Annotated in this window: 11 protein-coding genes; 8 read left to right on the top strand and 3 right to left on the bottom strand. The window is 66.3% G+C overall.

Translation table 11 applies throughout. The features are described 5' to 3' along the window. Positions 1-70: 70 nt before the first annotated feature. The gene (locus RCH11_RS13120; RefSeq protein WP_327057462.1) at positions 71-1,294 is read right to left on the bottom strand and encodes an acyl-CoA dehydrogenase family protein; all 1,224 of its coding nucleotides are present in this window, start codon (positions 1,292-1,294) and stop codon (positions 71-73) included. Between the two features lie 130 nt (positions 1,295-1,424). Between RCH11_RS13120 and manA the strand changes: the two genes are divergently transcribed. Both manA and RCH11_RS13110 read left to right on the top strand, forming a co-directional pair. Continuing rightward, positions 1,425-2,636 carry a mannose-6-phosphate isomerase, class I gene (gene manA, locus RCH11_RS13115; protein WP_327057461.1) on the top strand — a complete coding sequence of 404 codons (1,212 nt, stop codon included), beginning with the start codon at positions 1,425-1,427 and terminating at the stop codon, positions 2,634-2,636. Positions 2,637-2,864: 228 nt separating this feature from the next. Then, positions 2,865-3,872 carry a hypothetical protein gene (locus tag RCH11_RS13110; protein WP_327057460.1) on the top strand — a complete coding sequence of 336 codons (1,008 nt, stop codon included), beginning with the start codon at positions 2,865-2,867 and terminating at the stop codon, positions 3,870-3,872. 64 nt (positions 3,873-3,936) lie between these two features. Here RCH11_RS13110 and RCH11_RS13105 read toward each other — a convergent pair whose 3' ends face one another. Then, positions 3,937-4,890, bottom strand: a complete 954-nt coding sequence (locus RCH11_RS13105) for a GlxA family transcriptional regulator (RefSeq protein ID WP_327057459.1) — start codon at positions 4,888-4,890, stop codon at positions 3,937-3,939. Between the two features lie 205 nt (positions 4,891-5,095). Here RCH11_RS13105 and galE point away from each other — a divergent pair, with 205 nt between their 5' ends. The 4 genes from galE (at position 5,096) to RCH11_RS13085 (ending at position 11,292) form a co-directional block, all read left to right on the top strand. Beyond that, positions 5,096-6,061 (top strand): UDP-glucose 4-epimerase GalE, encoded by a 966-nt coding sequence (galE, locus tag RCH11_RS13100; RefSeq protein ID WP_327057458.1) that lies wholly within the window; start codon positions 5,096-5,098, stop codon positions 6,059-6,061. Positions 6,062-6,243: 182 nt separating this feature from the next. Next, positions 6,244-6,585, top strand: a complete 342-nt coding sequence (locus RCH11_RS13095) for a WhiB family transcriptional regulator (protein ID WP_327057457.1) — start codon at positions 6,244-6,246, stop codon at positions 6,583-6,585. A 329-nt stretch (positions 6,586-6,914) separates the two neighbouring features. Beyond that, complete coding sequence (locus tag RCH11_RS13090; protein ID WP_327057456.1) at positions 6,915-9,758, top strand: glycosyltransferase family 2 protein; 2,844 nt, start codon at positions 6,915-6,917, stop codon at positions 9,756-9,758. Next, a complete protein-coding gene (locus tag RCH11_RS13085) occupies positions 9,751-11,292 on the top strand; it encodes a DUF5719 family protein (RefSeq protein WP_327057455.1) in 1,542 nt (513 codons plus the stop codon). The genes RCH11_RS13090 and RCH11_RS13085 overlap by 8 nt, the downstream gene beginning before the upstream one ends. Before the next feature lie 26 nt (positions 11,293-11,318). Here the strand turns inward: RCH11_RS13085 and RCH11_RS13080 are convergent, their stop codons facing one another. Further along, a complete protein-coding gene (locus RCH11_RS13080) occupies positions 11,319-11,756 on the bottom strand; it encodes a metallopeptidase family protein (protein WP_327057454.1) in 438 nt (145 codons plus the stop codon). Between the two features lie 55 nt (positions 11,757-11,811). On the opposite strand from RCH11_RS13080, the gene RCH11_RS13075 reads away from it, so the two are divergent. Then, on the top strand, positions 11,812-12,045 hold the full coding sequence (locus tag RCH11_RS13075) for a DUF3499 family protein (RefSeq protein ID WP_327057453.1): 234 nt from the start codon (positions 11,812-11,814) through the stop codon (positions 12,043-12,045). 22 nt (positions 12,046-12,067) lie between these two features. Continuing rightward, complete coding sequence (locus RCH11_RS13070; protein WP_327057452.1) at positions 12,068-13,486, top strand: phosphomannomutase/phosphoglucomutase; 1,419 nt, start codon at positions 12,068-12,070, stop codon at positions 13,484-13,486. The last annotated feature ends 58 nt before the right edge of the window (positions 13,487-13,544 follow it).

The following is a 13,544-nucleotide window of genomic DNA, read 5'->3' as shown; positions in this document are numbered from 1 at the left end:
CACGCGAATCCAAACCTTCACAAATCGGGTTTCGATGTGGTCAACAGAGCGAGACACTCGACCGGCCGGGCTAGACGAACGCGGCCTTGCCGGTGATAGCACGACCGACGATGAGGGTGTTCATTTCGCGCGTGCCCTCGTAGGAGTAGATGGCTTCGGCATCCGCGAAGTACTTCATCACGCCGTAGTCCATCACGATGCCGTTGCCGCCGAAGAGTTCGCGGCACCAGGCGACGGTCTCGCGCATGCGGCTGGTGGTGAACTCCTTGGCGAGGGAGGAGTGCTCGTCGCGCTGCGTACCCTCGTCGAGCATGTCGGAGACGCGGGTGACGACTCCGATGGAGGCCGTGATGTTGGCGAGGCTCTTGGCGAGCAGCTCCTGCACGAGCTGGTGGCTGCCGATCGGCTTTCCGAACTGGATGCGGGAGCCGGCATATTCGACGGCGGCCTCGTAGGCTCCTACCGAGTTGCCGACGGCGGCCCAGGCGACCTCGGCGCGGGTGAGACGCAGCACAGCGGCGGTCTCGCGGAACGACTTGGAGCCCTGCAGGCGGTTCTCCTCCGGCACGATCACGTCGGTGAGCACGATGTCGGCGTTCTGCACGATGCGCAGTGCCTGCTTGTTCTCGATGCGCTTGGCGGAGTATCCCTCGGTCGTGGTCGGCACAATGAAGCCCTTGACCTGGTTGTCTTCGGCATCCCTTGCCCAGATGATGGTGACATCGCTGATCGAACCGTTGCCGATCCAGCGCTTGGCACCGTTGATGACCCAGTGGTCGCCCTCACGCCGGGCGACGGTCTGGAGGCCCTGTGCGGTGTCCGATCCCGAGAGCGGTTCGGTGAGCGCGAAGGCTCCCAGCAGTTCCCCACTGGCGAACCGGGGCAGCCACTCGGCGCGCTGTTTGGGGGAGCCTGCGACGGCGATCGACCCCATCACGAGACCGTTCTGCATGCCGACGAGAGTCGCGACGGAAGCATCCACCCGCGCCAGCTCGAGCGCGACCCAGCCGCGGAAGGTGGCACTGTTAGCAAACTGCTGGGTCTCCGGGTAGGACTGTCCGAAAAGGCCGAGCTCGGCGAGCCCGTCGACGATGTGGCGGGGGAAGAACTCCGCCTTCGTCCAGAGATCGTTCATGATCGGTCGCACCTCGGCCTCGAGGAATGCGCGCAACTTGACAATGTACTGCTTCTCCGGCTCGGTGAGCAGGCTCTCGTAGCCGTAGAAGTCGCTGATCAACGGGGTGAAGGCAACAACCTCCACGGAGGACTGGGGGTTTTCTGTGGTGAGGGTCATCGGGGCTCCGTTACGTGAGGTCTGGGGTGAGGTCTCGACGAGCTCGACCTCCCGCCACCTTAATCGCGCAGGCTGGGCGTTCCCCACGCGATTGGTAGTTTTGACTCACCCCTATCGAAGGAACTCGCGGATGTTTGTAGGCATCATCAACACCCCCCGGCCCTATGCGTGGGGATCGACGACCGCGATCGCCCAGCTGCTCGGGCACGCGGCATCCGGCGCCCCGGAGGCGGAACTCTGGCTCGGGGCGCACCCTGGATCGCCGAGCGTGATCCTCGATCCCACACAGACGGGTGGTGCGGCGGATCTCGCGGAGTGGATCGCGGCCGACCCGGAGACGACGCTCGGGCGGTTCGCGGCATCCGGTCGACTGCCGTTTCTGCTCAAGGTGCTCGCCGCCGCGACTCCGCTCTCGCTCCAGGCGCATCCGACTCTCGAGCAGGCGCGCGCCGGATTCGACCGCGAGAACGAGCTGGGCATTTCCCGTGACGCTCCGGAACGAAACTACAAGGACGCATTTCCCAAGCCGGAGCTGATCTATGCACTGTCGCCCACCTTCGATGCGCTGTGTGGCTTCCGTCCATTGGACGAGGTGCGGGCGCTTCTGCGCGCGCTGATCGACGCGTCGCTCGGGATGGAAGATCCGCAGCCACAGCCCCTCGAAGACCTGCTCGATTCCCTGTCGGGATCGGATGTCGCGCTGCCTGAGACCGTCGAATGGGTGATCGGCCGGCGCACCGGTGTCGCGACCCTCGTGTCGCTCGTCACGACGCTCGCGTCTCGAGGGGTATCCGGTTACGGCGCTGAAATGGCGACGGTCTCGTCTCTGGCGGGGGAGTACCCGGGGGATCCGGGCATCGTGATCTCGCTGCTGCTCAATCGGGTGAGTCTGGCGGCGGGGGAGGCGCTCTACCTGCCGGCCGGCAACATCCACGCGTATCTGAGCGGGCTCGGAATCGAGCTCATGTCTGCCTCGGACAACGTGCTGCGCGGCGGCCTCACGCCGAAGCACATCGATGTGCCCGAGCTGCTGAGCGTGCTCGATTTCACGCCGGTCGAGGTGCCGTACCTGCACTCGACCTCGCCGTCCGAGGGGGTCGCTGCCTTCAGGCCGGACGGTGCGGACTTCGAGCTGCTTCGCATCGACGGCATGTTCCTCGACGCCTCGGTCGCGCTCACGGGGCCGGCGATCGCTCTGTGCATCTCCGGTGAGGTGTCGATCTCCGGCGCTGCGTCATCCTCATCGCTGGCGCTCGGGGACGCCGTCTACATCACGCCGGATGAGGCGGGGCTGCGGTTCACCGGATCGGGCACCGTGTTCGTAGCGACGACGGCGGCGTAGGGACCGGGGCGCCACGCCGCTCCGCCGCTTACCCTTCCCTAAAACGCAGGAGATTCGCCGCGGAACGCGCCTGCTCGCCGCCGAAAGGGGGTTTTGGTGGCGAATCTCCTGCGTTTTGGGGAAGCAGTTCGCGGGTGACTACTCCTTCCGGGAACGGCGGAAGTGAATGTGTCCCCGGATTGGGCCGCCATGGCACCGGCGACGCGCCGGGATCGGGATGCTGCTCCGATGATGCCCATCGACACACTCCTCCGATGTTCCGGCTGGTTCCTGCGGAGGCGGGACCTGCTCGAGCGCGGGTACACCGACGCCGCGATCCGCGCAGCGCTCGCCGACCGCATCATATTTCGGGTGCGGCAGGGCTGGTACTCAGTTCCGGATGCTCCGGAGCCCGCCGTTCGCGCGGTTCGGGTGGGTGGGCGGTTGACCTCGATCTCCGCGCTCGAGTCGTATGGGATTCCCGTGCCCCGACGACCGGACACTCACATCGTGGTCAAGGCAACGGCCAGCCGACTGCGTGCGACACACGATCGACGGAAGCGACTCGCCGGAGCAAGGGACGTGCGCATTCACTGGGTCGATCGTGCGGCATCCGCGGACTCGGTCTGGAGGGTCTCTATCGACGATGCTCTCCTACAGGTGCTGATTGACGAGCCCCGCGATATTGCCGTCGCCTGCGCGAGCCTCGTGATGCATATTGAAAAGTGGACCGATCGCAGGCTGGATGCCATTTTCGCTCGCGCACCCCACGACGTGCGCGTGTGGCGAGCACTGGTGAGTGCGCTTGATGAATCGCACGGCGAGACCTTCTTCCGTCTCTGGACGAGGGACGCAGGCCTGTTGGTCGTTCAGCAGGTGTCACGCCGGGGTGTTGGTCGCCTCGACTTCCAGATCGGGCCGCACACCTTCGTCGAAGTGGACGGTGGACAACACGACCCGGGCTGGACAGCCACCGCGTCGAACTCGTGGGAGAAGGACCATGACCGGGACACCACAATGGCGATCGCGGGCGACCGGGTGCTGCGATTCACCTATCGGCAGTTGTACGGCGACTTCACGCGGATACTGCTCGCTGTCTGTCGGTGCCGAGCGGATGACCTTGCACTCACCACCATTCGCAACCGTCGGCCGTATCGGGTCGACGCACGTCGGGCGCGGGTTCGAGGCATCCTCTCCCGGTCGAGATCGCGCTCGCACGCCCAACGAAAACGCAGGAGATTCGCCATGAAACCCTGACGATTGCGGCCGGAGGGGCGTTTTGATGGCGAATGTCCTGCGTTTTGGGACACAAGCGCAGACGCTACGCCGACCGCCGCTGGCAGAACGCCCGCCGGTAGGCGGTTGGCGTGGTCTGAAGTACCTTCACGAAGTGGTGACGCATCACTGCGACGGCCCCAAAGCCGGTGTCGGCGGCGACCGTCTCAAGGCTCAGCTCGGTCTGTTCGAGTAACTGCTGCGCGCGGATGATCCGCTGTCGGTTGAGCCACGCCGCGGGAGTTGTGCCCATGTCGGCGCGGAACCGACGGGCGAAAGTGCGCGGCGACATGAGCGCCTTGCGCGCGAGTTGCTCGACCGGGAGGTCCTCACCGAGGTTCTGCAGCATCCACTCGGCGACCTCGGCGAAGGAGTCCGCGCAGTCTTCGCTCAGCGGAGCCTGGATGTACTGCGCCTGGCCACCATCGCGCTGGGGAGGCACCACCATTCGACGGGCGATGACGTTGGCCGCCGAGGCTCCGAGCTCCTTGCGCACGATGTGCAGCGCGGCATCGATACCCGCTGCGGTGCCTGCGCTCGTGACGACTCCGCGATCCTCGACGTACAGCACATCCGGGTCGACCATGATGCGGGGGTACGCGGTCGCAAGCTGGTCGGCGTGCATCCAGTGGGTCGTGGCGCGGCGACCGTCGAGGATGCCGGATTGCGCCAGGGTAAACGCCCCGCTGCAGACCCCCAGGACCCAGGCGCCTCGCGCCTCCGCGGCCCGGATCACCTCGAGGTAGCGCTCGTCCACGCGAGTGAAAGAGTGCGCGGGAACAGCAATGAGATCAGCATCCTCGGCGGTCTCGAGGCCGGCTTCGATGATCATGTCGAAACCAAGGCTTGTGCGAACCGGGCCCGGTGCCGCCGCCGCGATGGTGAAGTCGAAGGAAGGCCCGCCCATATCGGAGCGGTCGATACCGAAGACCTCGCAGATCACTCCGAATTCGAACGGGGCGACGCCGGGCAGGGCGAGAAGCACGATCTTTTTGAGCACGGAGACTCCAGTGGCAGGAATGAACCAAACAATAGTGATCCTGCCACTTATGGCAGCAACTCGCAAAGCGTAGATATTCTGCCACGATCACCTGCGCGATGGTCGCGGGAGCACTCAGCACCTCGATCGTCGTCAAACGCCGGGACAGATCCGGGACCAGCCTCAGAGGCCGCACGAGGGTCTGGGACGCCACTAGCCTGTAGGCATGACCTGGTTAGTAACCGGCGGCGCCGGATATATCGGTGCCCATGTGGTGCGAGCGCTTCAGGATGCCGGGCTCAGTCCCGTCGTGCTGGACGACCTCTCGAGCGGACACCGCGACTTCGTGCCCCACGATGTCCCCTTCGCGCACGGCACGATCCTCGACGGGGACCTGGTGCTCGACACTCTCAAGCGGCACGACGTGACCGGTGTCATCCACGTTGCGGGCTTCAAGTACGCGGGCGTGAGCGTGCAGCGTCCGCTGCACACCTACGAGCAGAACGTCACCGGCACAGCCGTGCTCCTTGCCGCAATGCAGGACCGCGGCGTGGATCGCATCGTCTTCTCCTCGAGTGCCGCAGTGTTCGGTACCCCGGATGTCGAGCTCGTCACCGAGGACACCTCGAAAGATCCGCAGTCGCCCTATGGCGAGTCCAAGCTCATCGGCGAGTGGCTGCTGCGCGACCAGGGTGTGGCCACGGGGCTCCGGCACACCTCCCTGCGGTACTTCAACGTCGTGGGGTCGGGCGACCCCTCGCTGCGGGACACCAGTCCGCACAACCTCTTCCCGCTTGTGTTCGACGCGCTCGCCGAGGGGCGTATTCCGCGCATCAACGGCAACGACTACCCCACTCCCGACGGCACCAACGTGCGCGACTACATCCACGTGTCCGACCTGGCTATCTCGCATGTGGCCGCCGCGCGGCGGTTGGATGCGGGTCAGCCGCTCGCAGCCGCTTACAACCTCGGCAGTGGAGACGGCATCTCGGTCGGCCAGATCATGGCGACAGTGGCGGATGTCACGGGCATCCCGTTCACGCCGGAGATCGGTCCCCGCCGCCCCGGCGACCCCGCCCGGATAGTCTCCGCGGGTGAACTCGCTGCACGCGACCTGGATTGGAAGATGAGGCACAGCCTCGCTGACATGGTTTCCAGCGCCTGGGTGGCACGGCAGCGCTCGGTCCTCTGACAGGGTTTCGCCGAAGGCGCAATATATGCTGCCCCCCATTTGCGGGGCGCGGCGCGTCGCGAACCCTCGAGGCCGGATTGAGCGTTTACGATTTGCGACTTGACGTGGCCGAACTACACCGGTGTAATTATCTCTAACGCGTTTGCGCAAGTCGTTCGTGATCGCGGAGGGGAGACTGTGATATGGCGCCAGAAGAGTTCCGCAGCGCTGTGACAGGGGGCGTCGTTCCCGATAACTGGTTCGTTGACCCGGTGCGCCTCGGCGTTCCCGGAGTGCGGCAGGCCAGCGGATTCGCCTCGGACGACAACCCGTTGTCGTGGCAGACCGATTCGTTGTGTGCGCAGACCGATCCGGAGGCATTCTTCCCGGAAAAGGGCGGATCAACGCGGGATGCGAAGAAGATCTGCACCTCCTGCGAGGTTCGCAACCAGTGCCTCGAATACGCGCTGATGAACGACGAGCGATTCGGCATCTGGGGCGGACTGTCGGAGCGCGAGCGCCGGAAGCTGCGCAAGCGCGCGTAGGGCGTCACCCGCGGCATCCGCCTCCCGCCCGCGTCGGCGCGCGTAGGCGTCACCCGCAGCATCCATCTCCCGCTCGCGTCGGCACGCGTAGGCGTCACCCGCGGCATCCATCTACCGTTTTTCCGACCACCACTCTGTGTGAACAGGGAGGTGGTCGGAAAAACGGGAGGGGGACGCCGACTCATGGGGGAGGTGGGGGACGCCGACTCACGGGAGGGGGACGGCGTCTCGTGCAACGGGGACGGAGCCGAGCGCCAGTCGTCCACCGGGTTTGGCCTGCCGTGCGTGTCACGCCCCACTGACCGCGGAGCGCGCTTAGTCTCGACAGGATGCAAACGAGAGTCACGGTGATACTCGTTGCCCGGTCGGGGGCGGCGCACCTCGAACGAACCCTCGCGGGGCTCGCTCGCCAGTCGAGGCGACCCGATGCGATCGTCGCGGTGGATGCCGGCTCGACAGATCGCAGCGCGGAGTTGCTCGCGGCATCCGGTCCCACCCAATTCGTTACCACCACCGGAAAGGTCGATTTCGGCAGCGCGATCGCGCGAGCGCTCACGGTGGCGGCGCCCGCGGAGTCGGTGAACGACTGGCTCTGGCTTCTCGCCCACGACAACGCGCCCCAGCCGGCGGCGCTCGAAGCACTGCTCGGCGCGGTGGAGATTGCGCCCTCGGTTGCGGTGGCCGGCCCGAAGCTCATGCGCTGGGACCAGCCAGACGTCATCGCCGAATACGGCGAGACGATGACCTATTACGGTGCCTCGATCCCGCTCGTTGAGGGCGAACTCGACCAGGCCCAGCACGACGTGCGTTCCGACGTTCTCGGAGTCGCCGCAGGCGGCATGCTCGTGCGCCGCTCCCTCTGGACCGCCCTCGGCGGTTTCGACCCCGCACTACCGAGCGTGGATGCCGCCCTCGACTTCTCCGTGCGCGCCCGACTGGCCGGCTTTCGGGTCGTGGTCGTGCCCGGTGCAAAGGTCGCCAGCGATGGAGGACCGGAAATGTTCGGGCGCGCCACCGTCTCCGATCGACGCCGCGCGAGCACCCGCCGTGCGGCACAACTGCACCGTCGACTCGTCTATGCGCCCGCTGCGGCCTTGCCGTTGCACTGGCTGTCGCTGCTTCCGCTCGCCATCCTGAGGGCCATCGGCCAACTCCTCGCGAAGCGCCCAGGGGCCGTCGGCGGTGAACTGGGGTCTGCGCTCACCGCGGCCTTCGGGGGCAGTCGCATCAGAGTGGCGCGGCGCAGCCTCAAGCGCATCCGTCGGGTTGGCTGGGCATCCATCGCACCGCTGCGGATGCCGCCCGCCGCCGCGCGGGAACGTCGCGCTCAGGCACGCGACGCCCAGCGCACGCACTCTGTCGTCGTCGTCACCGAGGCCCGGGCCGGATTCGTCACCAATGGTGGACTGTGGGTCGTGCTTCTCGCCGGCATCATCGGGCTCATTTCCTGGGGGTCCCTTATCGGCTCGCCCTCCCTGACGGGCGGGGCACTCTCTCCCCTGAGCGACTCCGTTCAACAGCTGTGGTCGCATGTCGGCTATGGCTGGCGCGAGATCGGCATCGGGTTCACCGGGGCCGCCGATCCATTTAGCTATCTCCTCGCCGTGCTCGGTTCGATCACTTTCTGGTCGCCTTCATTCAGCCTTGTGCTCGTCTATCTGCTCGCTCTCCCGCTCGCCGCGCTCGGGGCATGGTTCGCCGCGAGGCGGCTCAGCACGCGCGCTTCGTTGCCCGCGCTCGCCGCGTTTCTCTGGGCGATCGCCCCTCCGCTCACCGGCGCTCTCAGCGGCGGGTACCTCGGGGCCGTGATCGCCCACCTGCTGCTGCCCTGGCTCGTGCTCGCGGTGCTGAATGCTCCGCGATCGTGGGCCGCCTCCGCGGGAGCCGCGTTACTCTTCGCGGCTATCGCGGTATCCACTCCGAGCCTCGTGCCGGCGCTCGTGATCGCCCTGCTGGCCTGGATCGTGGCCCGGCCGAAGAGCGTGCATCGGTTGTTGGGCATCCCGGTTCCGGCGATCGCCCTGTTCGCTCCCTTGGTCGTGCAGCAGGTGCTGCGCGGCAATCCGCTCGCGCTGTTTGCCGACCCTGGAGTGCCCGCGCCAACGGCAACCGGATCGGCCCTGCATCTCGCGCTGCTCTCGGCATCCAACGGTGTGCACGGGAAGGACGGCCTCGACGGCTGGGCGGGCGTCGTGCAATCGTTCGGTCTGCCGGGGGTCTCGGCGAGCATCATCATCGCCGCCCTCCTCCTGCCGGTCGGAGCGCTCGCGTTGCTGTCACTCTTCGTTCCGGGGTCGCGACGGGCCATTCCGTCGATGATCATGGCGCTTCTCGGGTTCGTAACCGCCGTCGCGGCATCGCACCTGCAGGTCTCGCACCTCGGATCGGTCGCGGTGCCGGTCTGGACCGGTTCCGGTCTCAGCCTTTTCTGGCTCGGGCTCGTCGCCAGTGTGTTGATCGCGCTGGATGCCCTCGGTCGTTTCGCCGTTCCGGTGGGAATTCTCACCGCGGTCACCGCCACCCTGCTTGTGCTTCCGATGCTCGGCAGCGTGCTGCTCAAGACGACTCCCGTTCAGGCGGGCGCCCGTATCCTGCCCGCGGTGGTCACTGCTGAAGCGGAGCAGCATCCGGATGTCGGCACCCTGGTGCTCACGCCCCAGCCCGGTGGCGGCCTCTCCGCGACGGTGCAACGGGGGTCGGGGTCAACGCTCGACGACCAGTCGACCCTCGCCGCGACATCCGCCTTCTCGGATCCGACCTCGCGTCGCGTGGCGACGGTTGCGGGAAACCTGGCCTCGCGCAGCGGATTCGACGCGGGCTCGGAACTCACGAAACTGTCGATCGGTTTCGTGCTGCTCACCCCGAACGACACGGGGGTGCACAAACGCACCTCTGAGGCTCTCGACAGCAATGCCCTGTTCGCCCCGGTCGGCGCCACCGACAACGGGCTGCTCTGGCGGTTCGAGGGACTGCCGAACGAGAAGACGATCGCCACGGTGGGCAACACCGATACCGCTCTCGGCAGCCTCATCCTCGTCGGCCAGGGCATCATCTTCGGCATGACCCTTCTGCTCGGTATCCCCACGGTGCGTCGTCGGCGACGCGTCACTGTGAGCGGATCCAACCCCGGGCAGCCGGCCGACACCTTCGATGGGGATGGTGAAAATGACTGAACCGACTGAACCGACTGAAATGACGGAACCGACGGAACCCGCCGAGACTCACGCCTACGTCACCGAGGTCGAGGATGTCGCCGAGCCGGTGGCCAAGTCGCCACGCACCGCCCGTGGCGCCGTGCTCCTCGGCGCGCGCATCCTCACCGGCATGATCGGAGTTGGAGTAGCGGCTGTCACCATCGGTGCGGCAATTCTTGTGCCGTTGCCGAGTCATCAGGTGACGCCGGTCTCCCGGCTTGTCACGCCCGTGGCATCCCCCCAGAAACGCGTATGCGCGGGGCCGTTACTGCGCCTCGGAGACGATGCCGGGCAGGCAGCGACCGCGGTCTCCTCCGTCGGCAAGCCGGAGGTGCGTTACAGCCAGTCGGCGGGCAAGGCTACTCTTGCGCCGCTGCCCTCCACCGACAGCACCACGGGCGTCGCGCCCGACCTGCTTACGCTTCCTCCGCGATCGACCAGCTCATCGCTACTGCCGCTGCTCTCGGGCAGCCAGGTGCAGGCGGTCTCATCCGGCGATCTCGTCGGGCTTGCCGCCGCGGAGTGCGCGGAGCCGAGCAGCGATAGCTGGCTGGTCGGCGGTGCGACCAATACCGGGCGCACCACTCTCGTCACCCTCAGCAATCCGAGCAACGTCGTCGCCACGGTGAACCTCAGCATCTTCTCCGAAACCGGCCCCGTCATCGCTGCGGGGACGGACGGCATTGTCGTGTCTCCGGGTGGGCAGCGCGTACTGTCCCTCGCCGGATTCGCACCGGATGTCATCTCCCCGGTCGTGCACGTACAGAGCCGTGGCGGCCAGGTCGTCGCCAACCTTCAGCAGACAATTGTGCGCACCCTCGAACCCGGGGGAGTGGACATCATCGACGCCTCTGCCGCCCCCTCGACGTTCACGCTGATTCCGGGCCTCGTGCTTTCGAACGGAGCGGCGGTGGCGGCTCGTCAGGCCCAAGGCGGGTTCGGCGACCTGAGCTCGATCATCCGCCTCTACCTGCCTGGCACCGTCTCCGCTCGCGCAGAGATCACGATCGTGCCGGAGAACGGCTCAGAGGCCGCGACGCCGGTGCGGGTCGTGGTGCAGCCTGGCATCGTCACCGAGGTGCCGCTCGACTCCTATCCCGACGGTAGCTACACCGTGACGATCGCCACCGACAAGCCGCTGGTCGCCGGGGCGCGGATCTCCACGGTCGGTACGGCGGGCCAGACTGATTTCGCCTGGTCGACGTCGACAACACGAGTGTCCCGGCGGGCGCTGGTGACCGTGGCTCCCGGCCCAGCGCCTCTCTTGCACCTCGCGAATCCGACACAGAAGGATGCCGTGGTCACCCTGGCCCACGCGGGGGCGGCTGACATCCCGATCACCGTGCCTGCCGGGAGGACGGTCACCCAGGCGGTGACCGGCGGAACGAATTACTTCCTCACGGGCTTCGATGCGCTTGCGCTCTCCGTCAGCTTTGTCGGTGACGGCACGCTCGCGGGCTTCAGCGTGAGCCCGTCCGCCCCCGCGTCACGCCCGATCGTGATCTACCCGTAGATCTTCGACCAGGGCGGGCGCCCGGGCTACAGGTGGCGGAAGCGCTCGGGGGCGAGGTCCCACGGATCTTTGCCGAGCAACTCGGCTACCGCGCGGAACACGCAGCTTTCGATGAGCATGCGGCGGTGCAGGTCGTCGGTGCGATTCAGTCGGGCGAGCCGCTCGATCGGAAGACGGAATAGAACCACGCGCTTCTCGGGCGCGATCACACTCCAGCGGTCGATACCGCCAGCGGGCGCGATCTTGCTCGGCAGGCCAGCGACTTCGAACGAGACCCCGGCGAGCTCATCCGGCCACAGGTCCTTGAGGTACTCCGCAGTGGCCGAGACGGTGAGGTCGAACAGGTCCGACCGGGTGTGCAAAAGGGGAAGATCTGGCCCCGTCACGGCGGAACGCAAGCCTCGACCGTGCCGGTCGCGCGACCCAGGTCGCGCCGACGGGCGGACGATCCGAGAACGAGTCATCGTAAAAGTGTACGCGGCGAGTTCAGGCTCCCCCGCGGCGCTAGGGTGGAGTCAAATGGACGGTCGACCGTGTAGCAAAGTCGCGTGTACGGCCGACGCTGTGTCCACCCTCACCTACGTCTACGCCGACTCGATGGCCGTGCTCGGACCGCTCAGCCGCACTGCCGAGCCGCACAGTTACGACCTCTGCGCTAAACACTCCGATCGCCTTTCCGTTCCACAGGGCTGGCAGGTCATCCGGCACGTCTCGCTCAGTGCCCCTGAAGACCCTCAGCGACGCGCCCAATAAATCGGCGCGGTAAATTGGCAGAATGACTGCCTTCATTGATCTCGCCCCATTCATCAAGGCCTACGACGTGCGCGGTCTCGTCGGGTCCCAACTCACCGCGGAGGTCGTCGAGGCGCTCGGTGCCGCGTTCGTCGATGAGATCGAGGGAGCGGGCAAGGATGTCGTGGTCGGTCACGACATGCGTGACTCTTCACCGGGGTTCGCTGCCGCCTTTGCGGTGGGAGTTCAGGCTCGTGGCGGAAACGTCCTCTCCATCGGGCTCTGCTCGACCGATGAGACCTACTTCGCGTCCGGCCACTTCGACGCCCCGGCTGCGATGTTCACCGCGAGCCACAACCCGGCCACCTACAACGGCATCAAGTTCAGTCGCGCGAAGGCGCAGGGCATCAGCTTTGACACCGGGCTCAAGGCGATTCGCGACCGCGCACAGGCGTATCTCGCGGGTTCGATCGAGCCGGTCTCGAAGCCAGGCACATTCCGGTCGGTCGACGTGATCGCCGATTACGCGGCCTACCTTCGATCTCTTGTGGATCTCACCGAAATCCGCCCGATCAGGGTCGTCGTGGATGCAGGAAACGGGATGGGAGGGATGACCGTGCCCGCTGTGATCAGCACTGCCGCCGGATTGCCCGCCCTTCCGATCGAGATCATTCCGCTGTACTTCGACCTCGACGGTACCTTCCCTAACCATGAGGCCAACCCGTTGGAGCCCGCGAATATCGTCGACCTGCAGAAGGCGGTCGTCGACCACGGTGCGGACCTCGGTCTCGCTTTCGACGGCGACGCCGACCGTTGCTTCGTCGTGGACGAGAAAGGCGGCGCCGTCACCCCCTCTGCCGTTGCCGCCGTGGTGGCGTTGCGGGAGATTAGCCGGGTACGGGCGCTGCAGCCAGAAGGCGATATCTTCGTGATCCACAACCTCATCACCTCGAATATCGTGCCAGAGACGATCGAGGCTGCCGGGGCGATCCCGGTGCGAACGAAGGTCGGGCATTCGCTCATCAAGGACCAGATGAGGATCACCGGGGCGATCTTTGGGGGCGAGCACTCCGCGCACTATTATTTCCGCGACTTCTGGGGTGCCGACAACGGCATGCTGGCCGCAATGCACTTCATGGCCGAGTTCGGCTCGCAGTCGGATCCGGTCTCGACGATCTCAAAGAAGTACACCCCGTATGCCCTGAGCGGGGAGATCAACTCGACCGTCACGGACATCCCGGCCGCCTACGACCGTATCGTCGAGGCGTACACCGGGGTGGGTGACTTCGATGAACTGGACGGCCTCACGGTCACCGGGATCGTCGGCCAGGATGAGCCGTTCTGGTGGTTCAACGTGCGTCCCTCGAATACGGAGCCGCTGCTGCGCCTGAACGTGGAAGCCGGCACCCCCGCGGTCATGGAACGCGTCAGGGATGCCGTGCTCGCGCTCATCCGCGAGTAGCGTCCACCGATCGTGCACTTCGTCACGACGGTTCCGGGCGATCGGGAACGGTCGCAAC

This window comes from Glaciihabitans sp. GrIS 2.15, assembly GCF_035984695.1.
Lineage (GTDB): Bacteria > Actinomycetota > Actinomycetes > Actinomycetales > Microbacteriaceae > Lacisediminihabitans.
This window is presented reverse-complemented; position numbering and strand designations above follow the sequence as displayed.